Here is a 26,651-nt window from a genome sequence, read left to right on the forward strand (position 1 = left end):
GACCTGCGACCTGCGACCGCGGTCACGTACACGGCACCCCGCGCGAGGGCTCGTGCGTACCGCTGGGCAATTGGACTGGACCTCTGCATTGCCCCATGGGCGGCCCCGGAGCACCCCATCGGGTGATTTAGGGATGGACGTTGACCTTGGTTCCCGGTCCGGCCCCCGCCCCCGGGCAACGGTGGACGCGAAACGCACCCGCCCCGAGCCAGCCCTGGAGCCCCGTCACCGTGTCCTCGACCGCCGCCCCTCCGACACCGCACCGAGCGCCCACCGCCCCGGAGACCCCCCTCCGCCGCGTCCCGGCCCTCGCGCAGGCCCTCCTCGCCTACGTCGGCGTACGCGCCCTGGGTCTCCTGGTGCTCTCCCTGTGGGCCCACCGTCAGCACCACGGCGTCTGGCCGGTCCTGGCGACCCAGTGGGACGCCGAGTACTACCTGGGCATCGCCGACCACGGGTACGCACATCAGCTCGGCGGCATGGACGGCGGCAACAACCTGGTGTTCTTCCCGCTCTACCCGGTCCTGGTGAAGGCGGTGGCGGCCGTCACCCCCGGCTCCCGTGCCACCACCGGCCTGTGTCTCGCCGTCGCCGCCTCGCTGGTCGCGGCCTGGGGTGTCCACGCGGTCGGCGACCGGCTGCACGGCCACCGCGTCGGCATCCTGCTGACCGTCCTGTGGGCCGCCCTCCCGGTCGGTCTGGTGCAGTGGATGGGCTACACGGAGTCCCTGTTCACGGCGCTCGCGGCCTGGGCGCTGTACGCGCTGCTCACCGACCGTCCCCTGACCGCGGCCTGGCTCGCGGTCCTGGCGGGGCTGACCCGCCCGACCGGCATCGCGGTGGCGGCCGCGGTCACGGTGACCTGCCTGCTGTCCTGGCGCCGCCCGCGCGCCCTGGCGGCCGCCGCCCTCGCGCCGCTCGGCTGGTGCGCGTACGTCGGCTGGGTGAGCCTGCGCCTGGGCCGCTGGGACGGCTACTTCGCCGTACAGCGGACGTGGCGCAACGAGCTGGACGGCGGCATGGAGACCCTGCGCCGGTTCAGAAGCCTGCTGATGTACGACTCGACACCCGAGCTGTTCCTGGTCCTGGTGACCGTGACCCTGCTGGCGTCGGCGGCCCTGTGGGCCCTCTCGGCCCGGGACCGTCAGCCCCTGCCCCTGCTGGTCTTCACGGGCGTGACCCTGCTGATCGTCCTGACCAGCGGCGGCGTCTACTTCCCCCGGGCCCGCTATCTCCTGCCGGCGTTCCCGCTCCTGCTCCCGATCGCCGTACGGCTGGCGAGGGCACCCCGCCGCCACCGCACACTCATCCTGACGACGGCAGTACTGGGTTCGGCGTACTGGGGCGCCTACATGGCACTCGTATGGACAGGACCGCCGTAGGAGCTTTCAGGGGCGCGGGGCTGTGTCGATATGCGGCTCCGCCGCGTGGGCGCGACCAGCCCCAACGGCGCCGCAGACGCCACACAACAACCCGTGGCACCCCGAACCGCGTCACCCAACAGCCACCAGAATCGCCAACAGCACCGCCCCAGCCACCGCAGGCCCCGCGATCTCATAAGCCCACCGCACCGAAACCTCACCCCGCGAGGCCTCCCCCCGCGCCTCCAGCAACCCGCGCAACTCGTCCATGATCTTGTCGGTCTCGGCCCGCGTGGGCCCCTCCTGGACGGGCGTACGGCCGCCGAACCCCCTGGGCACCCGGCGGCCGTCGGACTGCTGGGCCGCCTGCCGCGCCGTCTGCCGTGCCGCCTTCTTGCGGCCGCGCAGGGAGACCGGGATCGCCCACAGCTGGTACTTGGTGCCGGACTTGACGAACACCTCGTTCGAGTAGCTGGACCGGAACACCTCGACCTCGCCCCAGGGCACGACGATCACGCGGAACGGGTTGCGGATGCGCAGGCGGTCGTTGTTCGCGAAGACGGCCGGGCGGAGGGTGAAGGCGACCACCAGCGGTACGACGAGGATCATGGCGGCGAGGGCCAGCCAGGGGGTGCGGCCGTTGCCGGAGACGACCGCGTCGATGCCGAGCCAGCCGATGATGACGAGGAGGAGGAAGCCGCCGGCCAGCGCCATGGGTGAGCGGTAGATGCGGTCCGGGGATTCCTGGGGTGCGGTCGTCATGTTCGCGATCCTAAGCGCCGTCGGTAAGAGTGCCCCTCCGGCCCCGCACCCGTTCCGGGTAGGCCCACCCACCCCCTGTACAGCCGCTACGCGCGTAGATATGCTCGTCTGGTGACCATGCCCACCACTGCATCAGCCGCACACCCGCTCACGGACGTGACCGCGTCCGACAGCACGCTGCGCCGGTTCCTTCACGGGCTGCCCGGCGTGGATGCGGTCGGCTTGGAGGCGCGTGCCGCCTCCCTAGGTACCCGTTCCATCAAGACCACCGCGAAGGCGTACGCCATCGACCTCGCCATCTCGATGGTCGACCTGACGACGCTGGAAGGCGCGGACACCCCGGGCAAGGTCCGGGCACTCGGCGCCAAGGCGGTCCGCCCCGACCCGACCGACCGGACGGCCCCCGCCACGGCCGCGGTCTGCGTGTATCCCGACATGGTGGCCGTCGCCAAGGAGGCCGTCGCCGGTTCCGGTGTGAAGGTCGCCTCCGTGGCCACCGCCTTCCCGGCCGGCCGCGCCGCCCTGGACGTGAAGCTGGCCGACGTGCGCGACGCCGTGGCGGCCGGTGCCGACGAGGTCGACATGGTCATCGACCGCGGGGCGTTCCTCGCGGGGAACTACCTGAAGGTGTACGACGAGATCGTCGCCGTGCGCGAGTCCTGCGGGACCGACGCCCGGCTCAAGGTCATCTTCGAGACCGGCGAGCTGTCGACGTACGACAACATCCGTCGCGCGAGCTGGCTCGGCATGCTGGCGGGCGCGGACTTCATCAAGACGTCCACCGGCAAGGTCGCGGTCAACGCCACGCCCGCGAACACCCTGCTCATGCTGGAGGCGGTGCGGGACTTCCGCGCGCAGACCGGCGTCCAGGTGGGCGTGAAGCCGGCCGGCGGTATCCGCACATCCAAGGACGCGATCAAGTTTCTCGTACTGGTCAACGAGACCGTCGGCGAGGACTGGCTGGACAACCACTGGTTCCGCTTCGGCGCCTCCTCGCTCCTGAACGACCTGCTGATGCAGCGTCAGAAGCTGGCCACCGGCCGCTACTCCGGCCCCGACTACGTGACGGTGGACTGATCACCATGGCACCTGCATCCGCATTCGAGTACGCACCGGCACCCGAGTCCCGCTCGGTCGTCGACATCGCCCCCTCCTACGGCCTGTTCATCGACGGCGAGTTCGTGGAGGCCGCGGACGGCAAGGTCTTCAAGACCGTCTCCCCGTCCACGGAAGAGGTCCTGTCCGAGATCGCCCAGGCGGGCGAGGCGGACGTCGACCGCGCGGTGGGGGCCGCCCGCAAGGCCTTCGAGAAGTGGTCGGCGCTGCCCGGCTCCGAGCGCGCCAAGTACCTGTTCCGCATCGCCCGGATCATCCAGGAGCGCAGCCGCGAGCTCGCCGTCCTGGAGACCCTGGACAACGGCAAGCCCATCAAGGAGACCCGCGACGCCGACCTGCCCCTGGTCGCCGCGCACTTCTTCTACTACGCGGGCTGGGCGGACAAGCTGGAGCACGCCGGGTTCGGGGCCTCCCCGAAGCCCCTCGGCGTGGCCGGCCAGGTCATCCCGTGGAACTTCCCGCTCCTGATGCTGGCGTGGAAGATCGCGCCCGCCCTCGCCACCGGCAACACAGTGGTGTTGAAGCCCGCCGAGACGACCCCCCTGTCCGCCCTGTTCTTCGCGGACGTCTGTCGCCAGGCGGGTCTGCCCAAGGGCGTCGTCAACATCCTTCCGGGCTACGGCGACACGGGCGCCGCGCTCGTCGCGCACCCGGACGTCAACAAGGTCGCCTTCACCGGCTCCACCGCCGTCGGCAAGGAGATCGCGCGCACGGTCGCGGGCTCCCGCAAGAAGCTCACCCTGGAACTGGGCGGCAAGGGCGCCAACATCGTCTTCGACGACGCCCCGATCGACCAGGCCGTGGAAGGCATCGTCAACGGCATCTTCTTCAACCAGGGCCAGGTCTGCTGCGCGGGCTCCCGCCTCCTCGTCCAGGAGTCGATCCAGGACGAGCTGCTGGACTCGCTCAAGCGCCGCCTGTCCACCCTCCGCCTCGGCGACCCGCTCGACAAGAACACCGACATCGGCGCGATCAACTCCGCCGAACAGCTCGCGCGGATCACCTCGCTGGTCGAGAAGGGCGCGGCCGAGGGCGCCGACCCCTGGTCCCCGGAGTGCGAACTCCCCTCCTCCGGCTACTGGTTCGCCCCGACGCTCTTCACGAACGTCACCCAGGCGCACACCATCGCGAGGGACGAGATCTTCGGCCCGGTGCTGTCGGTCCTGACCTTCCGTACGCCCGACGAAGCGGTCGCCAAGGCGAACAACACGCAGTACGGCCTGTCGGCGGGCATCTGGACGGAGAAGGGCTCGCGGATCCTGGCCGTGGCCAACAAGCTCCGGGCCGGAGTCGTCTGGTCCAACACGTTCAACAAGTTCGACCCGACCTCGCCCTTCGGCGGCTACAAGGAGTCGGGCTTCGGCCGCGAGGGCGGTCGCCACGGCCTGGAGGCGTACCTCGATGTCTGACCGTTTGTCTGTCTTCAAGACCTACAAGCTGTACGTCGGGGGCAAGTTCCCCCGCTCCGAGAGCGGCCGGGTGTACGAGGTGACCGACGCAAAGGGCAAGTGGCTGGCGAACGCACCGCAGTCGAGCCGCAAGGACGCCCGTGACGCGGTCGTGGCCGCGCGCAAGGCGTTCGGCGGCTGGGCGGGCGCGACGGCGTACAACCGCGGCCAGGTCCTCTACCGCGTCGCGGAGATGCTGGAGGGCCGCAGGGCGCAGTTCGTCCACGAGGTGGCCGACGCCGAGGGCCTGTCGAAGTCCAAGGCGGCCGAGCAGGTCGAGGCGACGATCGACCGCTGGGTCTGGTACGCGGGCTGGGCCGACAAGATCGCCCAGGTCGTGGGCGGCGGCAACCCGGTGGCGGGCCCGTACTTCAACCTCTCCTCCCCCGAGCCGACGGGCGTGGTGGCCGTCCTGGCCCCGCAGGAGTCGTCGTTCCTGGGCCTGGTCTCGGTGCTGGCCCCGGTGATCGCCACGGGCAACACGGCGGTGGTGGTGGCGTCGGAGAACTCCCCGCTCCCGGCGCTGTCGTTGGGCGACGTCCTGGCCACCTCCGACGTCCCCGGAGGCGTGGTCAACGTCCTCTCCGGCCGTACGGCGGAGATCGCGGCCCCCCTCGCCTCCCACCAGGACGTCAACGCGATCGACCTGGCGGGCGCGGACGAGATCCTCGCCAAGGAACTGGAGATCGCGGCGGCGGACAACCTGAAGCGGGTCCTGCGTCCACAGCCTGTGGACAACTGGACGGAGACGCCGGGCATCGACCGCCTGACGGCCTTCCTGGAGACGAAGACGGTGTGGCACCCGACGGGGTCGCTGGGGGCGTCCGGCTCGGCGTACTGACGACGAGCCCCGGAACATCGGAGAGCCGCGCTTCCCTTCCGGCCGGGGAGGCGCGGCTCCTCTCGCCATCCTCCAGGATGAATCAATTGCACACTAGATACATCCTGTGCCAGCATGTGCACCATGGTTGAGATCGCCATCAGCGCTGCCCGTGCCCAACTCGGCGACCTGGTCCGCCGTGCCGCCCACGGCCGGGAGACCATCGCCCTCACCGACCACGGACACGTGGCTGCACTCCTCGTGTCGCCGCAGGTGATAGAGGACTTCGAAGACGCCCTGGCGGTGGCGGACTACCAGCGGCGCAAGGCAGAGGGAACTCTCGGACCCGGCATCCCGATGGCCGAGGTTCGTCGACGGCTAGGGCTCGAACAGCAGTGAAGTACGAGATCGTCTTCGAGCCGCACGCCCTTGACTCGGCAGCCAGGTTCCTGAAGGAAGATCCGAGCGGCCTTGCACTGGTCCTCGACACGATCGACAAACTGGCCGATGACCCCCGCCCTGCGGCGTCGACGCCGTACGGGACAGCCGACATCCGCCGCCTCCGTGTCGGCGACTACCGGGTCCTGTATGTCATCGACAACGGGGTGATCCACATCATGGTCACCCACCTGGGCCGCACCGCCTGACCGAAACCGAGAGCCGCGCTCCCCGTCGCCCGGGAAACGCGGCTCTCCGCATGGCCCGTCATCAGCCGTGCAGCAACCCCGTTACCGGCCCCACCACCGGCATCGAGCCGATCGACTGTGCCTGCGCAACAGGACCGGTCAAGGCCTGCGTGGCCAACGGCTGAAAGTCGGCGAGTTGCGTCCCCACCCCGTTGTCCAGCGGGTCGACTCCCGTCCCCGCCAAGGGATTCGGCTTGAGGCCCGCGACAGGCCCGGTGACGTACCCGACCGTCCCGACGAGGCCCTGGACCCCGGCCTGGGGGTCGACGTTCCCCAGCGAGGTCGGCCGGGTGCGCATCACGTCGAGGACCGGTTCCGCGTCCGCGGCGGAAGCCGTCACCGCACCGGCGCCGAGCGCCACTCCCGCGGTCGCCAGGGCGACCAGCGCACGCTGGGTCGTCGGGTTCTCATGTCGGGCCATCGCTTCTGCCACCTTCTCCGTACAGCAGGTAATCGCGTTGGCACGAAGGGTAGTTTACGTGTGACGCACGCTTCAAAGCCGACCCGCGGGGTCGATGAACAGCGCGTGAATGCCTCACACTGGTGTCCCGTGAGTTCCCAACCGCCCATACCGACGCGAGTCGTGCTGCTCTGCGGCCCCTCCGGCTCCGGCAAGTCCCTCCTCTCGGCCCGCTCCGGCCTCCCGGTGCTCAGGCTCGACGACTTCTACAAGGAGGCCGACGACCCGACGCTGCCGCTGGTGACGGGGAGTTCCGACATCGACTGGGACCACCCCGGATCGTGGGACGCGGACACCGCGGTGACGGCGATCGTGGAACTGTGCCGCACGGGCCGTACGAAGATCCCCGTCTACGACATCTCGCTGAGCGCCCGCACCGGCGAGGAGGCGGTCGAGCTGGGCCGGACCCCGCTGTTCATCGCTGAGGGCATCTTCGCCGCCGAGATCGTCACCCGCTGCCGGGAACTCGGCGTACTGGCGGACGCGCTGTGTCTGAGCCGGGGTCCCGTGCGGACGTTCCGGCGCCGCTTCCTGCGGGATTTGAAGGAGGGCCGCAAGTCCGTGCCCTTCCTGCTGCGTCGCGGCTGGCGGCTGATGCGGGCCGAGCGGTCGATCGTGGCCCGGCAGACCGCCCTCGGCGCCCACCGCTGCGACAAGGACGAGGCCCTCGGCCGCCTCGCCGCCGCAGCAGCGGGCCGCCGACCGGCAGCGACCCCAGCCGCCTGAACGACCTCGGTGCCGACTCCGTCGTAGGACCGGCCCTGGCTGGCGCCCGATACGGGCCGAGCGGCCGATCGCGGCCCCCCAGACCGCCCCCGGCCGCCTCGCCACCGCCGCGGCGGGCCGTCGGCCGGCTGAACGACTTCGGCTGACCGTACACACCAAAGCGGGACTGGACGGACCCCCCGGCCCTCCAGTCCCGCTTCTTGGTGCTCCCCCGTGGTGGTGCTTCCCCGTTGGTCCCCCGTGACCCCCGGTTGGCCCCGGTCCCCCCCGTGGAACCCCCCCCCCCCCCCCCCCACCCGGGGTACCGGCCCCCCAGCCGGTCCCCGGTCCCCCCGGTCCCGCTTCCCCCACCCTCAGGCCACGAGCTCCCCGAAGGCGTTCTCCTCGTCACGGCCGAAGCTGAGGACCTCGTCCTCGCGCAGCCGGCGGAGCGACCGCCAGATGCTGGACTTCACCGTGCCGACACTGATGTCGAGGATCTCCGCGATCTCCGGGTCGGTGCGGCCCTCGTAGTAGCGAAGGACCAGCATCGTGCGCTGGAGTTCGGGGAGCCGGGCGAGCGCCTGCCACAGGACCGCGCGCAGTTCGGTGCCGCGCATCGCGTCCGTGTCTCCGGGCGTCTCCGGCAGTTCCTCGGTCGGGTATTCGTTCAGCTTGCGGCGGCGCCACGCGCTGATGTGCAGGTTGGTCATGGTGCGGCGGAGGTAACCGCCGACCGCGGCCTTGTCGCTGATCCGGTCCCACGCCTTGTACGTCGAGAACAGCGCGCTCTGCAGCAGGTCCTCGGCCTCGAAGCGGTCACCGGTCAGGTGGTAGGCGGTTGCGTACAGGGAGGCGCGGCGCTCCTGGACGTAGGCGGTGAACTCCGCCTCCGACAGCGAACGCTCCCCCGTGCCCTCCCTGTACGACGATCCCCCGTGCGATTCCCCCGTGAAGGTGTCAACCACCGTCATGTACCCGGTGTGCTGACGCCCGGTGCCGCGAGCGCACCCCCGCCCGCTCACGGCACCGGACTTCTCGGAACCCCGGGTCACGTCGTGCAGCCGCGTGACCACTGCGCTGGTGCTGGTGCTGTGCAGCGTGTTCATCTCGCGCCCCCCGTCGTGGACTTCCGGTGTTCGGCTTGCTCAGGTGCCGGTCCGCCGCTGGTGTTCCGCGGTGCTTCCTTGCCTGTGCCGAGAACTCTGCCCGGGCCACTTCATCGCTGTGTCCGCCGACTGTCACAGACCTGTCACAGGGGCCGGTATCAGGAATCGCACAGGAGGCTCATGGATGAATGCCGTAGGCACTGCCGTGGCCCACAGGTCGAACAGCACCCCCTCCATGGGCCAGAATGAGCCCGTGCCTTCCCTGTTGCTGATCGAGGACGACGACGCCATCCGTACGGCCCTGGAGCTGAGCCTCACGCGCCAGGGTCACCGGGTTGCCACCGCTGCCACCGGCGAGGACGGCCTGCAGCTGCTGCGCGAGCAGCGGCCGGACCTGATCGTGCTGGATGTCATGCTGCCCGGCATCGACGGGTTCGAGGTGTGCCGGCGCATCCGGCGCACGGACCAGCTGCCGATCATCCTGCTGACCGCGCGCAGCGACGACATCGACATCGTGGTCGGACTGGAGTCCGGCGCCGACGACTATGTGGTCAAGCCGATCCAGGGGCGGGTCCTCGACGCCCGGATCCGGGCCGTGCTGCGACGCGGGGAACGCGAGTCGACCGACGCGGCGAGCTTCGGTTCGCTGATCATCGACCGGGCGGCCATGACCGTGACGAAGAACGGCGAGGATCTGCAACTCACGCCGACCGAGCTGCGGCTGCTCCTGGAGCTGAGCCGGCGGCCCGGCCAGGCGCTGTCCCGCCAGCAGTTGCTGCGGCTGGTGTGGGAGCACGACTACCTCGGTGACTCGCGCCTGGTGGACGCCTGTGTGCAGCGGCTGCGCGCCAAGGTTGAGGACGTGCCGTCGTCCCCGACGCTGATCCGTACCGTGCGGGGCGTGGGCTACCGGCTGGACACGCCTCAGTGACCGAAGCGCAAGGGGGGTTCCGCGGCTGGTTCGCGGCTCGCAAGAGTGTGTGGTCACGGCTGCGGTTCACCAGTCTGCGGCTGCGGCTCGTGGTCGTCTTCGGCCTGGTGGCGCTGACCGCGGCCGTGTCCGCGTCCGGGATCGCCTACTGGCTCAACCGCGAGGCGGTGCTCACCCGCGCCCAGGACGCGGTGCTGCGCGACTTCCAGCAGGAGATGCAGAACCGCGCGGGCGCCCTGCCCGAGGCACCCACGCAGGACGAACTCCAGCAGGCGGCCGGGCAGATGGCGGGCAGCAGCCAGCGCTTCAGCGTGCTGCTCGTCGCGACGGACGCGAACGGCAAGACCGTGTACGGCAATTCGGGTGCTCTGGACGGGTTCACCCTCCAGGACGTGCCGGTGTCGCTGCGTGAGGCGGTGAACGAGAAGCAGGCGGTCGACTCCGCCAACAAGTACGCCTATCACCTGTACTGGCAGCGGACCGTGAACCACGACACCCCGTATCTGGTCGCCGGTACCCGGGTGATCGGCGGCGGGCCGACGGGCTACATGCTCAAGTCGCTGGAGCCGGAGGCCAAGGACCTCAACTCCCTTGCCTGGTCGCTGGGTATCGCCACCGGGCTGGCCCTGATCGGCTCCGCGCTGCTCGCGCAGGCCGCCGCGACGACCGTACTGAAGCCGGTGCACCGGCTCGGGGTCGCCGCGCGCCGGCTCGGCGAGGGCAGGCTGGACACCCGGCTCAGGGTCTCCGGTACGGACGAACTCGCGGATCTGTCACGGACGTTCAACTACGCGGCCGAGGCGCTGGAGAAGCGGGTCGCCGACATGGCCGCGCGCGACGACGCCTCCCGGCGGTTCGTGGCCGACATGAGCCATGAACTCCGTACGCCGCTCACCGCGATCACCGCCGTGACGGAGATCCTGGAGGAGGAGCTGGAGGCGGAGTCGGGTTCGATGGACCCGATGATCGAGCCCGCCGTGCGCCTGGTGGTCAGCGAGACGCGGCGCCTGAACGACCTGGTCGAGAACCTGATGGAGGTCACCCGGTTCGACGCGGGCACGGCCCGTCTCGTCCTGGACGACGTCGACGTGGCCGACCAGATCACCGCCTGCATCGACGCGCGCGCGTGGCTGGACGCGGTGGAGCTGGACGCCGAGCGCGGCATCCACGCCCGCCTGGACCCGCGCCGCCTCGACGTGATCCTCGCCAACCTGATCGGCAACGCGCTCAAGCACGGCGGATCGCCGGTGCGGGTGTCGGTGCGGGCCGCGGCCGACGAGGTCGTCATCGCCGTACGGGACGGCGGCCCCGGCATCCCCGAGGACGTCCTCCCGCACGTCTTCGACCGCTTCTACAAGGCCAGCGCCTCGCGTCCCCGCTCCGAGGGCAGCGGCCTCGGCCTCTCCATCGCCCTGGAGAACGCCCACATCCACGGCGGTGAGATCACCGCGGCCAACTCCCCCGACGGGGGCGCGGTGTTCACGCTGCGGATCCCCCGGGACGCCTCGGAACTGGCCGAGGAACTCCTGGCGGCCAAGAAGGACGACGACGGCTCGAAGAAGGGGGACGCCTGATGAACGTACGACGTCTGATGGCGCTCCCCGTTCTCGCCCTGCTGCTCGCCGGGTGCGGGATCCGGTCCACCGAGGTGCCCACCGACTTCGGGCCCGCGCCCTCGCGGGTGCGCTGTTCGCTGTCCGAGCCGGATGTGGCGGCGCAGGCGTCGCGGGGGCTGGCCGTGCAGGTGTTCCTGCTGTGCGGGTCGTCGCTGGTGGCCGTGGACCGGACCGTGCGGGTGGCGGACGGCACGGCGGACTCCGAGCGGCGGGTGCTGGTCGCGCAGGGGCTCCTGGACCAGCTCGCGGAGGCGCCGTCGACCGCCGAGCGCGAGGCCGGCTACACGACGTACGTACGCGGCGGGATGACCGTGGGCGGACCGCGCCCCGGCGACCCCGAGGACACCCTGCGGCTGAGCACCCCGCCCGCCGAGCTCTCCGCCCACGCCCTCGCCCAGGTCGTCTGCACCTTCTCCGACTCGGCGGCGGCCGAGGGCGACGGCTCCGTCATCCTCGGCGGCCCGGACACCACCCCGCTGCGCCGCTACGACTGCACGGACGAGCTCCGTACCCGGCCGGGCAGCGTGCAGCCGCCGTCGAGCGAGGTGACGGGCGGCTGACGCGGGTCTGACCACCACGTGTGGCGCAGACCTCACCCAGGTACCTCGGGGTGTTCCGGAACCGATCGTGCCGAGCGGGGCGTCTAGGGGGTCGTGCAGCAAGGCTTCATCGGCGGCGGCGCCGCCCTTCGCGTCCGTGTGGCAGGAGGTGTCCTCCTCGCCGCACACCTCGCGTTCGTCGCCTGGTTCGCGCTGCGGCCGCTGGACGTACCGTGGGTCGTCCCGGCCAACCTGCACCCGCTGGCCGGCATCCGCGCCGACCTCGCGCTCGGCTGGCAGGAGGCGGCCCGCCGGATCGGCGAGGGCCTGGCCCTGCTCGCCCCGCTCGGCTTCCTGCTCCCGATGGCGCACGGCAGGCTCTGGGCCTCTCCGCTCGGCTCCCTGATCCGTACGTCCGCCGCGGGCGCCCTGATCTCCCTGGGCATCGCGCTCCTGCAGACCGGTGTACCCGGCCAGGTCGTCGACATCGACTCGCTGCTCCTGAACACCGCCGGGGTGGCCCTCGCGCATCTCGCCGTGGTGCCGGCGGCCCGTCACTGGCTCCGCCGCGGGACCGAGCGCCGCCGGCGTGCCGCCGTCCGCCAGGAGGAGCCGGCTCAGGGTCGGACCCCGACGATTCCCAGGGTCGGGATCGCACCGTAGAGCGACGCTTTGTGCGGTTCGTCTCCGTAGCGTTGAAGGCAGATGGAAACGGCGGTCACCCGGACCGCCGGCCACCGACGCTCACGAAGGAGCCGCAATGTCCCGCCTCGCCCGCCCCACCAACGGCCGCATGATCGGCGGCGTGTGTGCCGCGCTGGCACGGCGCTTCGGCACCTCCGCGACCACCATGCGCGTCATCTTCCTGGTGTCCTGCCTGCTGCCGGGCCCGCAGTTCCTGCTCTACATAGCGCTGTGGATCCTGTTCCCCTCGGAGGAGAAGGCCCAGGCCGCCTGGTAACCGTCACCGCGCACGTACGCCGGTGGGGCGCACCCCGAGATCACGGGGTGCGCCCCACCGGCGGGTGCCAGGGGTGGCGGGCCTCAGCCGAGCGGCAGGCCGTTGACGCCGGTGCCGCTGCCGCCGGGCAGGACCTTGCCGACCGGCAGACCGCCGAGGAGACCGGCGACGGGCGCGGTGGGGCCGTCGGCGAGCACCTTCTGGACGGCGGGCTGGGCGGCCGCGAGGCCCGCTCCGAGCGCCGGCTGGGCCTGCGCCAGCGCCTCACCGGCACCCGGCAGCGCCTTGGTGACGTTCTCGGTGGGGAGCCCCTGGGAGACGGAGCCGAGCGCCTGGGTGGCGTCCGGGACCGCCGGAGCGGCGTTCGCGGCACCCGCGCCGGTGGCGGCGAAGGCGGCACCGAGGGCGGCGACACCGAGGGTCTTGGCAGCAGACTGCTTCATGAAATGCGTCCTCGAAATGGGTTTACGGGGTGTGAGCGGTCCACGACCGTAAACATGCGCACCCACCTCCCGCAAACATCGAAATGCGGACGGATTGTGAACACCCCGCCCGCATTCCGTGCCGGAGAATTACCCCGGTCAGCTCTCCTCGTCCACAGAACCGCTGGTGGAGGCGGTCTGCTTGAACAGCCATTCGGACTTCAGCTCGGCATATCCGGGCTTGATGACGTCATTGATCATCGCGAGTCGTTCATCGAAAGGAATGAACGCTGATTTCATCGCATTGACGGAGAACCACTGGAGATCGTCGAGCGTATAGCCGAACGCGTCGACAAGGTGCTCGAATTCCCGGCTCATGCTGGTGCCGGACATCAGCCGGTTGTCGGTGTTCACGGTCGCCCGGAAGTGCAGCCGCCGCAGCAGTCCGATCGGGTGCTCGGCGTACGAGGACGCGGCCCCGGTCTGCAGGTTGGAGCTGGGGCACAGCTCCAGCGGGATCCGCTTGTCGCGGACGTAGGAGGCGAGTCGGCCGAGCTTGACCGTGCCGTCCTCGTGGACCTGGATGTCGTCGATGATGCGCACCCCGTGCCCGAGCCGGTCGGCGCCGCACCACTGGAGGGCCTGCCAGATGGACGGCAGCCCGAAGGCCTCACCGGCGTGGATGGTGAAGTGGTTGTTCTCGCGCTTGAGGTACTCGAAGGCGTCGAGGTGCCGGGTGGGCGGGTAACCGGCCTCGGCGCCCGCGATGTCGAACCCGACCACCCCCAGGTCCCGGTACCGGTTGGCGAGTTCGGCGATCTCCAGGGCACGGGCCGCGTGCCGCATGGCGGTGAGGAGGGCGCCGACGCGGATGCGGTGGCCGTTCACCCTGGCCCTGCGCTCCCCTTCCCGGAAGCCCTCGTTGACGGCCTCGACGACCTGTTCGAGGGTCAGGCCCTTCTCGAGATGCTGCTCGGGGGCGTACCGCACCTCGGCGTAGACGACGCCGTCCTCGGCGAGGTCCTCGGCGCACTCGGCGGCGACGCGGGTGAGCGCCTCACGGGTCTGCATGACCCCGACGGTGTGCGAGAAGGTCTCCAGGTACCGCTCCAGCGAACCGGAGTCGGCGGCCTCGCGGAACCAGACCCCCAGCCGGTCCGCGTCGGTCTCGGGAAGCCCGGAGTACCCGGACTCCTGGGCGAGGTCGACGATCGTGCCGGGACGCAGCCCGCCGTCGAGGTGATCGTGCAGCAGAACCTTGGGCGCCCGGCGGATCTGGTCCGCGCTCGGGGGGTTCCCCATCCGGTCAGTCTGGCTCGTCATTCACGCACTCTAACTCCTACGCGCGTAGATCGCCCGTTGTACGAATCCGCCGATACGTAACGGTGACCGCCCCGCCCCGTGTCGTACACCCGGGCTTCTGACACTGTTCTGTCATGGCACAGCAAGCGACGCCGGTTCGCAGCGCCCGACTGGGCAGGACACTCGGCCCGGAGCCGGCGGCGGTGAGCGGCGTGGTGCTGCTCCTTCCGGGCGGCGACGAAACCTCTCTGCGCAGGCCTTCCTCGATGCGACTCCCGTCCGCCGTAAGGGCGTTGGGGCGACGACTGGCCCGGACGGGACAGCGGGACGGCCTGGCGTCGCACCTGGTCCACTACCGCTATCGCGGCTGGAACGGCAGCGAGGCGCATCTCGCGCACGACGCGACCTGGGCCGCGGAGGAGGTCGTACGGCGCTACGGCGACGTTCCCGTGTCCCTGGTCGGTGTCGACATGGGCGCGCGGGCCGCGCTGCACGCGGGTGGACACGAGGCGGTCAACTCCGTGGTGGCGATCGCCCCTTGGCTGCCCGAGGAGGACGTGGCGGCGACGCCCGAGCCGGTGAAGCAGCTCGTGGGGCGGCGGGTGTTGATCGTGCACGGCACGAACGACGACGAGAGCGACCCCGAGTTGTCCTTCCGGCTCGCGTCCCGGGCGAAGAAGGCGAACCGGGACGTGTGCCGGTTCGAGGTGCACTCCGACGGTCACGGGTTGCATCAGTACCGGGCCGAAGTGCAGGCGCTGACCGAGGACTTCGTGATGGGGGCGCTGTTCGGGCGGGCGTTGTCGCGGCCGGTCCGGGACGCGCTCGCTGCTCCGCCGCCGCTGGGCTTGCGCATGCCCCTTGCTTCCGGCTTCGGGCGTCGGCGGTAGGTCAGGGCAACAGGAGGTCGGTCAGGGCAACAGGTTGCCCCTTCTCGACAGCAGGAACTTCTTGAAGGCGGCCACCGGGGGTGTGTCCGGGTGGCCGTCCAGCCAGGCGACACCGATCTCGCGGGCCGCGCGTGGCGCTGTGACCGTCAGTTCCGCCACTCCCGGACGGGGAAAGGCGGGCGGTGGCAGGAGAGCGACTCCCAGCCCCGCCGCCACCAGGCCCCGCAGGGTCTCCGCCTCCTCCCCCTCGAACGCGATCCGCGGCTTGAAGCCGGCCTCCTGGCAGAGGTCGTCGGTGATGCGACGGAGGCCGTAGCCGGGTTCCAGGGTGACGAAGACCTCGTCGGCGGCCTCGGCGAGGCGGACCCGCTTGCGGGCCGCGAGAGGATGGTCGGCGGGGACCACGAGCCGCAGTTTCTGTTCGTCGAGGCGTCGGGCCACGAGGTCCGGGGCGTCCGGGACCGGGGAGGTCAGGCACAGGTCCAGCTCCCCCGCCCGCAACCGCTCGATCATCGCCTCGCCGTAGTTCTGGACCAGGCTGAAGCGGACGCGGGGGTGATCGGCGCGGAAGGCGCGGATGAGGCCGGGGACCGTTTCCGAACCCATGGTGTGCAGAAAGCCGAAGGCGACCTTGCCGGTGGCCGGGTCGGCGTCGGCGCGGACCTCGTCGGCGGCGCGCTCGATCTCGGCGAGGGCCCGCTCGACGGAACCGAGGAAGGTACGCCCCGCCGGGGTGAGGGAGACCGTGCGGCCGATGCGGGCGAACAGATCGACACCCAGGTCCTGTTCCAGGCGGACCATCGCCCGCGAAAGCGTCGACTGGGGTACGTCCATCTCCTGCGCGGCGCGGGTGACGTGCTCGGTGCGGGCGACCCCGGCGAAGTAGACGAGCCGCGGGGCCAGCAACATCACCATGTCTTCTGTGTCACTGGACGGTGACAGACGCGCCTGCGACCTCTGCTGATGCTCCATGGGAACGATTATGGCGAATCCATGCATTGGACGGATGAGAGTGGTCGTACGTAGCTTCGAAGCATGCCTGCCAGTACCGAGGCGTCCACCCGCGTGGGCGCCGTATCCCCCGCCCCTGTCGCCGTCGATTCCCGTCTGACCCCGGGCGGCCCCGGCTACCGCCGGATGAGCTTCGCCCTCTTCCTCGCCGGTGTCGCGACCTTCGCGCTGCTGTACTCCACGCAGGCCCTCCTCCCGCTGATCTCGGACGAGTTCGGGGTGGCGGCGAGCGACGCGAGCTGGACGGTGGCGGCGGCGACCGGTGGGCTCGCGCTGTTCGTGCTGCCGATGAGCGCCCTCTCCGAGCGCTTCGGACGCCGTACGGTCATGACGGCCTCGCTGGCGGTCGCGGTGACGGTCGGGATCCTGGTCCCCTTCGCGCCCTCGCTGCCCGCGCTGGTGGCGTTGCGGGCGGTGCAGGGTGCTGCGCTGGCCGGGCTGCCGGCCTCGGCGACGGCGTATCTGGCCGAGGAGGTCCGCCCGAAGGCGCTGGTCACGGCGATCGGTCTGTTCGTCGCGGGCAACAGTGTGGGCGGGATGAGCGGTCGGGTCATCACCGGCTGGGTCGCGCAGGAGTGGGGCTGGCGGGTGGCCGTCGGTGTGATCGGCGCGATCGCGGTGGCCTGCGCGGTGGCGTTCCGGCTGCTGCTCCCGGCGCCGAAGCACTTCGTGGCGGGCTCGCTGAAGCCGCGCGTGCTGCTCGGCACGGTGCGCGAGCACCTGGGTGACCCGCTGCTGCGCCGCCTCTACGCGATCGGCGCGCTGTTCATGACGGTGTTCGGCGGTGTGTACACGGTGATCGGCTACCGGCTGACCGAGGCGCCCTTCTCGCTCCCCCAGGGCATCATCGGCTCGATCTTCCTGGTCTACCTGGTGGGCACGGTGTCCGCGTCTACGGCGGGCCGGCTGGTCGGACGGCTGGGCCGCCGGGGCGCCCTGTACGCGGCGGGCGGTACGACGGCGACGGGCCTGCTGCTCTCCCTGGCCGGTTCGCTGTGGCTGGTGCTGCTGGGCCTGGTCCTGATCACCGGCGGGTTCTTCGCGGGGCACGCGGTGGCCTCCTCGGCGGTCAGCAAGACGGCCACCCACGGCCGCGCCCAGGCCTCGGCGCTCTACCAGTCCGCCTACTACATCGGCTCCAGCGCGGGCAGCACGGTCGGCGCGCTCGCCTTCCACGCGGGCGGCTGGGCCGGAACGGTCGGGGTCGGACTGCTGGCGGTGCTCGGCGTGGTGTCGATCACCGTCCTCGGAACACGTGCGGCCCGGGCCCAGCAGCGGCTCGCGACGGCCTGAGCCGCACGTTCCCCTTTCCCCCTGGTCGAGGTCGGTCGACCAGGGGGATCGGCTTTTCTACAGGAGGCATCTGACCTGGGTGTTCATCCGCTCCAGGGGCCGTTGTCAGTGGGCTGCGGTAGCTTCCGAGTACTGGGCGCAAAGGCGCGACACAGCACGGCCACAGGGGTGGGTGGACGATGACGGACGCTACGACGACAGACCTCGACATCAGGCTCGAGAAACACCGCACAGAGCTGACCGGTTACTGCTATCGCATGCTCGGTTCCTCCTTCGAGGCCGAGGACGCGGTGCAGGACACGATGGTGCGGGCCTGGCGGAGCTACGACAAGTTCGAGGGCCGTTCCAGCCTCCGCTCGTGGCTGTACCGCATCGCGACCAACGTCTGCCTGGACATGCTGACGGCGGGCAACAAGCGCGCCCGCCCCATGGACCTCAGCGAGTCGACCCCCCTCTCCCAGGCCGCCCTCTCCCCCCGCCCGGACCACACCTGGCTGGAGCCGATGCCGGACAACCGCATCCTGCCGACCGTCGAGGACCCGGCGGAGGCGGCCGTCGCCAAGGAGACCGTGCGGCTCGCCTTCATGGCCGCCCTCCAGCAACTGCCGCCCAAGCAGCGCGCGGTGCTGATCCTGCGCGAGGTGCTGGCCTGGAAGGCGAGCGAGGTCGCCGAGCTGCTGGACACCTCGGTCGCCTCGGTGAACAGCGCCCTCCAGCGAGCCCGCGCCACCCTCGCCGAGCGGGAGGAGCACGGCGCCGACGCGGCCGTCTCCGACCCGCTGGACGAGGAGCAGCAGAAGCTCCTGGACCGCTATGTGAAGGCGTTCGAGGGGTACGACATGACGGCCCTGACGGCCCTCCTCCACGAGGACGCCATCATGACGATGCCGCCGTTCGACCTGTGGCTGACGGGCCACGACGACATCACGGGCTTCATGACCACCCTGGGCTCGGCCTGCGAGGGCTCCCGCCTGGTCCCGGTGCAGGTCAACGGCATGCCGGGGTTCGCCCAGTACAAGCCGGACCCCGACAAGGGCGGTCACACCCCCTGGGCGGTCCAGGTGCTGGAGATCTCAGAGGGCCGGCTCACCGGGTTCCACTTCTTCCTGGACACCCAGCGCTGGTTCCCCCTGTTCGGCCTGCCCCTCCACCTCGAAGCGGAGGCCGACTAGGTCAAGGAGGGCGTGTAGTCCGGGATCGGGGTCGCGCAGTCTGATCCGGCCCCCTGCGCGCCGGGCCGCGAGCTGGAGCCGGGCGAGCAGGTCGACGCTGCCGAGGCCCGGCGGCCCGAGCCCGGCGACATCGCACACCACGACTCCGGCCCGGGTCGTCCGCAACAGCGCCCGGACCTCGTCGCTCAGCCCCGTCACCTCGTCCCGGGTGACGGGGCCGGCCAGCACGAGTACAGCGGGTGTCATGGCGTCCACGATCGGTAGACCTGGCGGGCGGGCGTAACTCATCGGCCGACGTCCCTTCGGCGCGGGCAGGATCACGTTGACCTGGGTGCCGCCTGCCCCCGAGGGTTACCTGTATGCGCCACCCATCAGCACCTCCCTGGATACCTCACGCCCTCCTCACCCTTGAGGAGTCCCCGTGCAGGGAGTGCTGACCGGTTTCGCGGTCATCGCGGTGGTCATCGGGGTCGGCTATCTCATCGGTCTGCGCGGCTACCTCGGCGACCAGGGCCGGGAGGTCCTGACCAAGCTCGCCTTCCATGTGGCGTCCCCGGCCCTGCTGTTCACCACACTCGCGCGGACCGACCTGTCGGTGATCTTCTCCAGCCGCCTGCTGGTGACCGCGCTCAGCACGGCAGCGGCGGCGGGCGTCTTCGTGGCGGTGGGGGTCGTACGGGGCTGGGGAGTCGGCCGTACGACGATCGGCGCGCTGTGCTCCTCCTACGTCAACTCCGGCAACCTCGGCATCCCGATCGCGGTGTACGTCCTGGGCGACGCGTCGCTCGTGGCGCCGGTGCTGCTGTTCCAGCTGGTCGGGGTGACTCCGGTGGCGCTGACGGTCCTGGATCTGGCGTCGGGCGCGGGTGGGAAGAGCCCGCTGTGGCTACGGCTGCTGACCCCACTGCGCAATCCGATCGCGCTGGGCTCGCTGGCCGGCATGGCGGTCTCGGCGGCCGGTCTGAAGGTCCCCGCCCCCGTCATGGACCCCCTGACCCTGATCGGCGGCATGTCGGTCCCGGCGGTGCTGCTCGCCTTCGGCATCTCGCTGTGCGGCAGCACGATGCCGGGCCGGGGGACCGACCGCCAACTCGTCCTGCTGTCGGTCGTGTTGAAGTCTCTGGGCCAGCCCCTGGTCGCCTGGGCACTGGCGGCGGGCGTCTTCGGCCTGCGGGGCGCTCCGCTGCTCGACGTGGTGGTGACCTCGGCGCTCCCGGCCGCGCAGAACCTGTACACGTACGCGTCGGCCTACGGGGTGGGCGAGCGGTTGGCCCGGGACTCGATCCTGGTGTCGACGGTGGTGTCGGTGCCGGTGCTGGTGGGGGTGGCGGCGCTGTTGGGGTGACTCAGGTCTCGGGGAACTCACCGGTGTCGATGACAAGGTCGAAGGGGGCCGGGATGGTGAGGGGTTCGCCGAACTTGGCGACTGCCAGGGGGCGGTAGACGTCTCCCTGGGGCTCTCCGTAGAGGGTCGCGGTGGGGCCTTCTGGCGCCCAGCGGTCGACGAGGAGGTAGAGCGGGATGCCGGCGGACGCGTAGGCGGCAGGCTTGCTCACCCGGTCGTGGCGGGCGTTCTTCCTGGAGGTGACCTCAACGACGAGTTCGGCGACGGCAGCCGGCAAGTAGGTCTCCGCGTCGGTGCACTCCTCGATCGGGGCGACCAGGATGTCCGGGATGAACATCCCCAACCGCGACGGAACAGCGATGGCCTGGGTCTGGAACACCCCCCAGTCATCGGGGATCACGGAGTAAAGGCGGCGCTGAATACGTTCCGCGATCACGTTGTGACGCGGCGCGGGAGCAGGTGACACGGTGATGATCCCCTCGATGATCTCCACCTTGCTGCCCTCGGGCCATTCCATCTCGTCCCAGAGCTGGACGAGGTCGTCCCAGCTCTGGCCGGGATCGTGGCCCACGGTGAGTGCGCTCATGGCGGTCTCCTATCGGTGCGTCACCGAGTCCAGCATGCCGAACGGGACCAGTGGCGGTCCACCGATCCCGTTCACCCATACGAGGAACCCGCTGGTCAGGCGATGCGCTCCAGCACCACCGGCGCCCCCGAGAAGTCCGCCCCCGTCGCCCCGATGTCGTAGGACCCCCCGATCGCCTCCAGCGCGTACGCGAAGCGCTCCGGCGTGTCCGTGTGCAGGGTCAGCAGGGGCTGGCCCTCCGTCACCGTGTCGCCCGGCTTGGCGTGCATCTCCACGCCCGCGCCCGCCTGCACCGGGTCCTCCTTGCGGGCGCGCCCCGCGCCGAGGCGCCAGGCGGCGACGCCGATGCCGTAGGCGTCGAGGCGGGTCAGGACGCCCGAGGACGGGGCCTTGATGACGTGCTGCTCGCGGGCCACCGGCAGCGACGCGTCCGGGTCGCCGCCCTGCGCCGCGATCATCCGGCGCCACACGTCCATCGCCGAGCCGTCGGCCAGCGCCTTCGCCGGGTCGGCGTCGCGGATGCCCGCCGCCGCCAGCATCTCGTGGGCCAGTGCGACGGTGAGCTCCACGACGTCCGAGGGGCCGCCGCCCGCCAGGACCTCCACCGACTCGCGGACCTCAAGGGCGTTGCCCGCCGTCAGGCCCAGCGGGGTCGACATGTCCGTCAGCAGGGCCACCGTCTTCACGCCGTGGTCGGTGCCGAGGCCCACCATCGTCGAGGCCAGTTCGCGGGCGTCCTCCAGAGTCTTCATGAAGGCGCCCGTGCCGACCTTGACGTCCAGGACCAGCGAACCCGTTCCCTCCGCGATCTTCTTCGACATGATCGAGGAGGCGATCAGCGGGATCGCCTCGACCGTGCCGGTGACGTCACGCAGGGCGTACAGCTTCTTGTCGGCGGGGGCCAGGCCGTCGCCCGCCGCGCAGATCACCGCGCCGGTGGTGTCGAGGACGTTCAGCATCTCCTCGTTCGACAGCAGGGCGCGCCAGCCGGGGATCGACTCCAGCTTGTCGAGCGTGCCGCCGGTGTGGCCGAGGCCGCGGCCCGAGAGCTGGGGGACCGCCGCACCGCAGGCCGCCACCAGGGGGGCCAGCGGGAGCGTGATCTTGTCGCCGACACCCCCCGTGGAGTGCTTGTCGGCGGTGGGGCGGGACAGGGACGAGAAGTCCATGCGCTCGCCGGACGCGATCATCGCGGCCGTCCAGCGGGCGATCTCGCGGCGGTTCATGCCGTTGAGCAGGATCGCCATCGCGAGCGCGGACATCTGCTCGTCGGCGACCTCTCCGCGGGTGTAGGCGTCGATGACCCAGTCGATCTGCTCGTCGCTGAGTTCACCACGGTCCCGCTTGGTGCGGATGACGGAGATGACGTCCATAGCTGTGGCTTTCCTTCCGAACGTTCAAAGCGACGGCCCCTCCGAGCCGTAGAACATGATCAACTCGGAGGGGCCGCGCGGGAGTTACTTGGTGAGGTGCTCCGGCCCGAAGGCCTGCGGGAGCATCTCCGACAGCGGCAGGAGGCCCGCCGGGGTCTCCAGGAGGAGGTCGGGGCCGCCGAACTCGTACAGCAGCTGGCGGCAGCGGCCGCAGGGGACGAGGATCTCGCCCCGGCCGTCCACGCAGGTGAAGTGCGTGAGGCGGCCGCCCCCGGTGTTCTGCAGCTCCGAGACCAGACCGCACTCGGCGCACAGGCCGATGCCGTAGGAGGCGTTCTCGACGTTGCAGCCGGTGATCGTACGGCCGTCGTCGACGAGGGCGGCCACGCCGACCGGGTAGCCGGAGTACGGGGCGTACGCCCGGGACATGGCGGCTCGGGCCGCCGCCCGCAGTGCCTCCCAGTCGACCCCGCCGGGGGAGGTCACTTGCCCTGTCCCTTCCGGTAGCGCATGCCGTCCGCCTTGGGCATCCGCAGGCGCTGCGCGGACAGCGACAGCACCAGCAGGGTGACGACGTACGGGGTGGCGCCCACGAAGTCGCTGGGGACCTCGTCGGTGGTCAAGTACCAGACCAGGACGCCCGCGGCCACCATGAGGCTGATGCCGCCCTGCCAGTGCGCCTTCTTGTACAGCTTCCAGCCGGCCATCGCCAGCAGCAGCACGAACAGCAGGAGCAGCAGCGCGTGGACGGTCTCGCCGCCGCTGCGCAGCTGGAGCGCGTCGGAGTAGCCGAACAGGCCCGCGCCCATGGCGAGTCCGCCGGGACGCCAGTTGCCGAAGATCATGGCGGCGAGACCGATGTAGCCGCGTCCGCCGGTCTGGCCTTCGAGGTAGGTGTGCGAGGTGACCAGCGCCAGGAAGGCGCCGCCGAGGCCGGCGAGGCCGCCGGAGACGGCCACGGCCATGTACTTGTACTTGTACACGTTGACGCCGAGGGACTCCGCGGCGATCGGGTTCTCACCGCAGGAACGCAGCCGCAGGCCGAACGGGGTGCGCCACAGCAGCCACCAGCTGCCGACGAACAGCACGACCGCGAGGACCGTCACCACGGACAGGTTGGTGACCAGACCGCCGAGGATGCCGGCGATGTCGGAGATCAGGAACCAGTGGTGGTTCTCGATGGAGTGCAGCCCGCTGGACAGGCCCGGGACGTCGAAGTTGGGCAGGGAGTCCACGGGCGGGGACTGCTTGGGGTTGCCGCCCGCCTCCGCCGCCTTGCCGTCCACGAAGAAGAGCTTGGCGAGGTACTGGGTGGCGCCGAGCGCGAGCAGGTTGATCGCCACACCGGAGACGATGTGGTCGACGCCGAAGGTGACGGTCGCGACCGCGTGCAGCAGGCCGCCGAGGACACCGAAGCCGACGCCGCACAGCAGGCCGAGCCAGGGGCTGGACTGCCAGCCGATCCAGCCGGCGCCGAAGGTGCCGAGGATCATCATGCCCTCGAGGCCGATGTTGACCACACCGGACCGCTCGGACCACAGACCGGCGAGACCGGCGAGGCCGATCGGCACGGCGAGGCTGAGCGCGGCGGAGACCTGGCCGTCGGAGGTGAGCTGGTCCGAGCCGGAGATGACCCGCACCGCCGCGATGAGCAGCAGAGCACCGGCGACGATCATCAGGATCTGGCCGAGCGAGCGGCCCGACCGGGTGGCGGTGTCCGCCTTGGGTGCCGCGGGCGGCGGCGTGTCGGTCATCGTGGCAGTCATCACGCCACCTCCTGCTTCTGGGTCGGGGCTGCGGCCTGGGCGGCGAGCTCGGCGCCGACCCGCTGCTGCTGGCGCTTGAGTCCGTAACGGCGTACGACCTCGTAGGCGATGACGACGCACAGGACGATGACGCCCTGGATCACGCCGAGGATCTCCTTGTCGTAGCCCTCGAACTCCAGGTGGTTGGTGGTGCGCTCCAGGAAGCCCCAGAGCAGGGCGCCGAGCGCGATGCCGACCGGGTTGTTGCGGCCGAGCAGGGCGATGGCGATACCGGTGAAGCCGATGCCGGTCGGGAAGTCGTTGCTGAACTGGTGGCTGTCGTTGAGCAGGGTCGGCATACCGATCAGACCGGCCACCGCGCCCGAGATCACCATGCTGGTGGCGACCATCTTCTTCACCGAGACACCGCTCGCGGCGGCGGCGCTCTCGGACTGGCCGACGGTGCGCAGGTCGAAGCCGAACCGGGTGCGGCCGAGCACGAACCAGTACGCGATGCCGACGATCACGGCGATCACGATGAAGCCCCACAGCTCGCCCGCGGCGCCGGTGTCGATCTGGAAGAAGTACGACGACTCGGGCAGTGGCTTGGTCGAGACGACGGTGCCGCCGGCCTGGAGTTCGGCGAGCTTCCCGGGCTGGAGGAGGTAGGCGATGATGGCGGTGGCGATCGAGTTCAGCATGATCGTCGAGATGACCTCGCTGACCCCGCGGGTCACCTTGAGGACGCCCGCGATGGCCGCCCACGCGGCGCCGGTGCCCATGGCGCACAGGATGATCAGCGGGATGGAGATCCAGCCCGGCGTGGTCAGCGCGCCACCGAGGACCGCGGCGAAGAACGCGGCGATGCGGTACTGGCCGTCGACGCCGATGTTGAACAGGTTCATCCGGAAGCCGATGGCCACCGAGACGCCCGCCAGGTAGTACGTCGTCGCCTTGTTGAGGATGTAGACCTGGCTGTCGCTGGCGGAGCCGTAGGTCAGCATGTCGCTGAAGGCGGCGCCCGGGTTCTTGCCGGTGGCGAGGATCACCAGGGTGGTGACGACGAGCGCGGCGACGACCGCGAGCAGCGGGGCCGCGATGCCGAGGAGCAGCCGCTCCTTGTCGATGCGTTGGGTCAGCTTGTTCATCGGGCGTCCTCGTCGTCCTCGGCGGAGACCGCTGCGGAGTCGTCTGCGGAGCCCTCTGCGTGCTCCAGGTGGCCGGTGGCCGCACCGGTCATGGCGGAGCCCAGCTCCTCGGGGGTGATGGTGGCGGGGTCGGCGTCGGCGACCAGTCGGCCGCGGTACATCACCCGCAGGGTGTCGGACAGGCCGATGAGCTCGTCCAGGTCGGCGGAGATCAGCAGCACGGCCAGGCCCTCGCGGCGGGCCTCGCGGATGTGGTCCCAGATCGCGGCCTGCGCGCCGACGTCCACACCGCGGGTGGGGTGGGCGGCGATGAGCAGCTTGGGCGCGTGGCTCATCTCGCGGCCGACGATCAGCTTCTGCTGGTTGCCGCCGGAGAGGGAGGCGGCGGTGACGTCGATGCCGGGGGTGCGGACGTCGTACGCCTGGATGATGCGCTCGGTGTCGGTGCGGGCCGCCTTGATGTCGAGCAACTGGCCGCGGGAGTTGGGCTTCTCGGTGACGTGGCCGAGGATCCGGTTCTCCCACAGCGGGGCCTCGAGGAGCAGGCCGTGGCGGTGGCGGTCCTCGGGGATGTAGCCGACGCCGGCCTCGCGGCGGTGGCGGGTGGGGGCGTGGGAGATGTCGGTGTCGTCGAGGGCGATCGTGCCGGCGTTCAGGGCACGGATGCCCATGATGGCCTCGACGAGCTCGGACTGGCCGTTGCCCTCCACGCCGGCGATGCCGAGGACCTCGCCCTTGTGGATGGTGAAGGAGATGTCGTCGAGGATGATCCGCTCGACGCCGTCGAGGTCGGTCTGGGCCAGGCGCAGGCCGTCCAGCTTCAGCAGCGGGACGTTCGTGACCGTGGACTCCTCGGTCTCCGGGGTGGGCAGTTCGCTGCCGACCATCAGCTCGGCGAGCTGCTTGGTCGTGGTGCCGGCCGGCTTCACGGTGCCGACGGTGGTGCCGCGGCGGATGACGGTGATCTCGTCGGCCACGGAGAGGACTTCACCCAGCTTGTGCGAGATGAAGATGACCGTGAGGCCTTCCGCCTTCAGCTCCCGCAGGTTGTCGAAGAGGGCGTCGACCTCCTGCGGCACGAGAACGGCGGTGGGCTCGTCGAGGATCAGCGTCTTGGCGCCGCGGTAGAGGACCTTGAGGATCTCCACGCGCTGGCGGTCGGCGACGCCGAGTTCCTCCAGGAGGACGTCGGGGCGGACGTTCAGGCTGTACGCGTCGGAGATCTCCCTGATCTTCGCGCGGGCCTTGGCGCCGATGCCGTAGAGCTTCTCCGCGCCGAGGACGACGTTCTCCAGGACGGTGAGGTTGTCGGCGAGCATGAAGTGCTGGTGCACCATGCCGATGCCGCGGCCGATGGCGTCGGCGGGGGTGGCGAAGGTGACCGTCTCGCCGTTCACCGTGATGGTGCCCTCGTCCGGCTGCTGCATGCCGTAGAGGATCTTCATCAGGGTGGACTTGCCGGCGCCGTTCTCACCGCACAGGGCGTGCACGGTGCCCGTGCGGACGGTGATGTCGATGTCCTTGTTGGCGACGACGCCGGGGAATCGCTTGGTGATGCCGCGCAGTTCGACGGCAGCGGGAGGGCTGGACGCGTTGATGGCGCACTCTCCTCGGGGAAAAGGGGCTGCGTAGGGGAGGGCAGGCGTCGGCGACGCTCAGGGCCTGGCCGGCGGATCATGCCGGTGTCGCTGGGCCCGGCACACCCATCTGCGGCGTTGTCGTCGGTTGCCGACGCTCCGCGTCGACGCCCTCCTCCGCCTTGCAGCTGGACGCTCCAGGCCCCGCTCACCCGCGCTGACAAGGTACCGCTGCTCGGCACCGACCTGATCCACCGGACAGGTTCTAGCGCG

The 26,651-nt window shown here is 70.6% G+C and carries 29 protein-coding genes; 16 read left to right on the forward strand and 13 right to left on the reverse strand.

The genetic code is table 11. The features are described 5' to 3' along the window. The first annotated feature begins 230 nt into the window (after window positions 1–230). On the forward strand, window positions 231–1,382 hold the full coding sequence (locus AB0D34_RS43835; RefSeq protein WP_362672973.1) for a hypothetical protein: 1,152 nt from the start codon (window positions 231–233) through the stop codon (window positions 1,380–1,382). 111 nt (window positions 1,383–1,493) lie between these two features. On the opposite strand, the gene AB0D34_RS43840 is transcribed toward AB0D34_RS43835, so the two are convergent. Beyond that, on the reverse strand, window positions 1,494–2,123 hold the full coding sequence (locus AB0D34_RS43840; RefSeq protein WP_362672975.1) for a PH domain-containing protein: 630 nt from the start codon (window positions 2,121–2,123) through the stop codon (window positions 1,494–1,496). A 117-nt stretch (window positions 2,124–2,240) separates the two neighbouring features. Between AB0D34_RS43840 and deoC the strand changes: the two genes are divergently transcribed. From deoC to AB0D34_RS43865, 5 genes are all read left to right on the forward strand, one after another. Further along, the gene (deoC, locus tag AB0D34_RS43845) at window positions 2,241–3,200 is read left to right on the forward strand and encodes a deoxyribose-phosphate aldolase (RefSeq protein ID WP_362673054.1); all 960 of its coding nucleotides are present in this window, start codon (window positions 2,241–2,243) and stop codon (window positions 3,198–3,200) included. Between the two features lie 5 nt (window positions 3,201–3,205). Further along, on the forward strand, window positions 3,206–4,648 hold the full coding sequence (locus tag AB0D34_RS43850) for an aldehyde dehydrogenase family protein (protein WP_362672978.1): 1,443 nt from the start codon (window positions 3,206–3,208) through the stop codon (window positions 4,646–4,648). Beyond that, on the forward strand, window positions 4,641–5,528 hold the full coding sequence (locus tag AB0D34_RS43855) for an aldehyde dehydrogenase family protein (protein ID WP_362672980.1): 888 nt from the start codon (window positions 4,641–4,643) through the stop codon (window positions 5,526–5,528). Before AB0D34_RS43850 ends, AB0D34_RS43855 begins: the two co-directional genes overlap by 8 nt. Window positions 5,529–5,651: 123 nt before the next feature. After that, the gene (locus AB0D34_RS43860; protein WP_115913310.1) at window positions 5,652–5,906 is read left to right on the forward strand and encodes a type II toxin-antitoxin system Phd/YefM family antitoxin; all 255 of its coding nucleotides are present in this window, start codon (window positions 5,652–5,654) and stop codon (window positions 5,904–5,906) included. Beyond that, a complete protein-coding gene (locus AB0D34_RS43865; protein WP_362672983.1) occupies window positions 5,903–6,154 on the forward strand; it encodes a type II toxin-antitoxin system RelE/ParE family toxin in 252 nt (83 codons plus the stop codon). The genes AB0D34_RS43860 and AB0D34_RS43865 overlap by 4 nt, the downstream gene beginning before the upstream one ends. A gap of 61 nt (window positions 6,155–6,215) precedes the next feature. On the opposite strand, the gene AB0D34_RS43870 is transcribed toward AB0D34_RS43865, so the two are convergent. After that, window positions 6,216–6,614 (reverse strand): hypothetical protein, encoded by a 399-nt coding sequence (locus AB0D34_RS43870; RefSeq protein ID WP_362672986.1) that lies wholly within the window; start codon window positions 6,612–6,614, stop codon window positions 6,216–6,218. 105 nt (window positions 6,615–6,719) lie between these two features. Here AB0D34_RS43870 and AB0D34_RS43875 point away from each other — a divergent pair, with 105 nt between their 5' ends. After that, window positions 6,720–7,379, forward strand: coding sequence for a uridine kinase (locus tag AB0D34_RS43875; protein WP_362672988.1), 660 nt, complete (start codon window positions 6,720–6,722; stop codon window positions 7,377–7,379). A 353-nt stretch (window positions 7,380–7,732) separates the two neighbouring features. Here AB0D34_RS43875 and AB0D34_RS43880 read toward each other — a convergent pair whose 3' ends face one another. Beyond that, a complete protein-coding gene (locus tag AB0D34_RS43880) occupies window positions 7,733–8,467 on the reverse strand; it encodes a SigE family RNA polymerase sigma factor (protein WP_362672990.1) in 735 nt (244 codons plus the stop codon). 253 nt (window positions 8,468–8,720) lie between these two features. On the opposite strand from AB0D34_RS43880, the gene afsQ1 reads away from it, so the two are divergent. From afsQ1 to AB0D34_RS43905, 5 genes are all read left to right on the forward strand, one after another. After that, window positions 8,721–9,398 (forward strand): two-component system response regulator AfsQ1, encoded by a 678-nt coding sequence (gene afsQ1 / locus AB0D34_RS43885; protein WP_362672993.1) that lies wholly within the window; start codon window positions 8,721–8,723, stop codon window positions 9,396–9,398. After that, window positions 9,395–10,972: a HAMP domain-containing sensor histidine kinase gene (locus AB0D34_RS43890; protein WP_362672995.1), complete on the forward strand. Its 1,578-nt coding sequence runs from the start codon at window positions 9,395–9,397 to the stop codon at window positions 10,970–10,972. The genes afsQ1 and AB0D34_RS43890 overlap by 4 nt, the downstream gene beginning before the upstream one ends. After that, complete coding sequence (locus AB0D34_RS43895; RefSeq protein ID WP_362672996.1) at window positions 10,972–11,574, forward strand: hypothetical protein; 603 nt, start codon at window positions 10,972–10,974, stop codon at window positions 11,572–11,574. Before AB0D34_RS43890 ends, AB0D34_RS43895 begins: the two co-directional genes overlap by 1 nt. A 93-nt stretch (window positions 11,575–11,667) precedes the next feature. Next, the gene (locus AB0D34_RS43900; protein WP_362672998.1) at window positions 11,668–12,216 is read left to right on the forward strand and encodes a VanZ family protein; all 549 of its coding nucleotides are present in this window, start codon (window positions 11,668–11,670) and stop codon (window positions 12,214–12,216) included. Window positions 12,217–12,313: 97 nt separating this feature from the next. Then, entirely contained in the window at window positions 12,314–12,514 is a 201-nt protein-coding gene (locus AB0D34_RS43905) for a PspC domain-containing protein (RefSeq protein ID WP_037718826.1), read from the forward strand. Between the two features lie 83 nt (window positions 12,515–12,597). Here AB0D34_RS43905 and AB0D34_RS43910 read toward each other — a convergent pair whose 3' ends face one another. Together AB0D34_RS43910 and AB0D34_RS43915 are read right to left on the reverse strand one after the other, a co-directional pair. After that, a complete protein-coding gene (locus AB0D34_RS43910) occupies window positions 12,598–12,957 on the reverse strand; it encodes an ATP-binding protein (RefSeq protein WP_362673000.1) in 360 nt (119 codons plus the stop codon). Window positions 12,958–13,095: 138 nt separating this feature from the next. After that, window positions 13,096–14,259, reverse strand: coding sequence for an adenosine deaminase (locus tag AB0D34_RS43915; protein WP_362673002.1), 1,164 nt, complete (start codon window positions 14,257–14,259; stop codon window positions 13,096–13,098). 113 nt (window positions 14,260–14,372) lie between these two features. On the opposite strand from AB0D34_RS43915, the gene AB0D34_RS43920 reads away from it, so the two are divergent. After that, the gene (locus AB0D34_RS43920; RefSeq protein ID WP_362673005.1) at window positions 14,373–15,128 is read left to right on the forward strand and encodes an alpha/beta hydrolase; all 756 of its coding nucleotides are present in this window, start codon (window positions 14,373–14,375) and stop codon (window positions 15,126–15,128) included. A 21-nt stretch (window positions 15,129–15,149) separates the two neighbouring features. Here the strand turns inward: AB0D34_RS43920 and AB0D34_RS43925 are convergent, their stop codons facing one another. After that, complete coding sequence (locus tag AB0D34_RS43925; RefSeq protein ID WP_362673007.1) at window positions 15,150–16,100, reverse strand: LysR family transcriptional regulator; 951 nt, start codon at window positions 16,098–16,100, stop codon at window positions 15,150–15,152. A gap of 63 nt (window positions 16,101–16,163) precedes the next feature. Between AB0D34_RS43925 and AB0D34_RS43930 the strand changes: the two genes are divergently transcribed. After that, window positions 16,164–17,432: an MFS transporter gene (locus AB0D34_RS43930; RefSeq protein ID WP_362673009.1), complete on the forward strand. Its 1,269-nt coding sequence runs from the start codon at window positions 16,164–16,166 to the stop codon at window positions 17,430–17,432. 179 nt (window positions 17,433–17,611) lie between these two features. Next, complete coding sequence (locus AB0D34_RS43935) at window positions 17,612–18,604, forward strand: sigma-70 family RNA polymerase sigma factor (protein WP_362673011.1); 993 nt, start codon at window positions 17,612–17,614, stop codon at window positions 18,602–18,604. On the opposite strand, the gene AB0D34_RS43940 is transcribed toward AB0D34_RS43935, so the two are convergent. After that, complete coding sequence (locus AB0D34_RS43940) at window positions 18,506–18,892, reverse strand: STAS domain-containing protein (RefSeq protein WP_362673014.1); 387 nt, start codon at window positions 18,890–18,892, stop codon at window positions 18,506–18,508. The two genes, AB0D34_RS43935 and AB0D34_RS43940, sit on opposite strands and share 99 nt — an antisense overlap. A 133-nt stretch (window positions 18,893–19,025) precedes the next feature. Between AB0D34_RS43940 and AB0D34_RS43945 the strand changes: the two genes are divergently transcribed. Next, complete coding sequence (locus AB0D34_RS43945; protein ID WP_362673016.1) at window positions 19,026–19,949, forward strand: AEC family transporter; 924 nt, start codon at window positions 19,026–19,028, stop codon at window positions 19,947–19,949. Window position 19,950: 1 nt separating this feature from the next. Here AB0D34_RS43945 and AB0D34_RS43950 read toward each other — a convergent pair whose 3' ends face one another. From AB0D34_RS43950 to AB0D34_RS43975, 6 genes are all read right to left on the reverse strand, one after another. Beyond that, window positions 19,951–20,535, reverse strand: a complete 585-nt coding sequence (locus AB0D34_RS43950) for a Uma2 family endonuclease (RefSeq protein WP_362673018.1) — start codon at window positions 20,533–20,535, stop codon at window positions 19,951–19,953. Window positions 20,536–20,630: 95 nt separating this feature from the next. Then, a complete protein-coding gene (locus AB0D34_RS43955) occupies window positions 20,631–21,908 on the reverse strand; it encodes a thymidine phosphorylase (protein ID WP_362673021.1) in 1,278 nt (425 codons plus the stop codon). 84 nt (window positions 21,909–21,992) lie between these two features. Continuing rightward, window positions 21,993–22,394 carry a cytidine deaminase gene (locus tag AB0D34_RS43960; protein WP_362673023.1) on the reverse strand — a complete coding sequence of 134 codons (402 nt, stop codon included), beginning with the start codon at window positions 22,392–22,394 and terminating at the stop codon, window positions 21,993–21,995. Further along, on the reverse strand, window positions 22,391–23,674 hold the full coding sequence (locus AB0D34_RS43965; RefSeq protein WP_362673026.1) for an ABC transporter permease: 1,284 nt from the start codon (window positions 23,672–23,674) through the stop codon (window positions 22,391–22,393). Before AB0D34_RS43965 ends, AB0D34_RS43960 begins: the two co-directional genes overlap by 4 nt. Beyond that, complete coding sequence (locus AB0D34_RS43970; RefSeq protein WP_362673029.1) at window positions 23,674–24,801, reverse strand: ABC transporter permease; 1,128 nt, start codon at window positions 24,799–24,801, stop codon at window positions 23,674–23,676. Before AB0D34_RS43970 ends, AB0D34_RS43965 begins: the two co-directional genes overlap by 1 nt. After that, window positions 24,798–26,366 (reverse strand): ABC transporter ATP-binding protein, encoded by a 1,569-nt coding sequence (locus AB0D34_RS43975; RefSeq protein WP_362673056.1) that lies wholly within the window; start codon window positions 26,364–26,366, stop codon window positions 24,798–24,800. Before AB0D34_RS43975 ends, AB0D34_RS43970 begins: the two co-directional genes overlap by 4 nt. Window positions 26,367–26,651: the final 285 nt, after the last annotated feature.

This window comes from Streptomyces sp. NPDC048420, assembly GCF_040651535.1.
Taxonomy (GTDB): Bacteria; Actinomycetota; Actinomycetes; order Streptomycetales; family Streptomycetaceae; genus Streptomyces.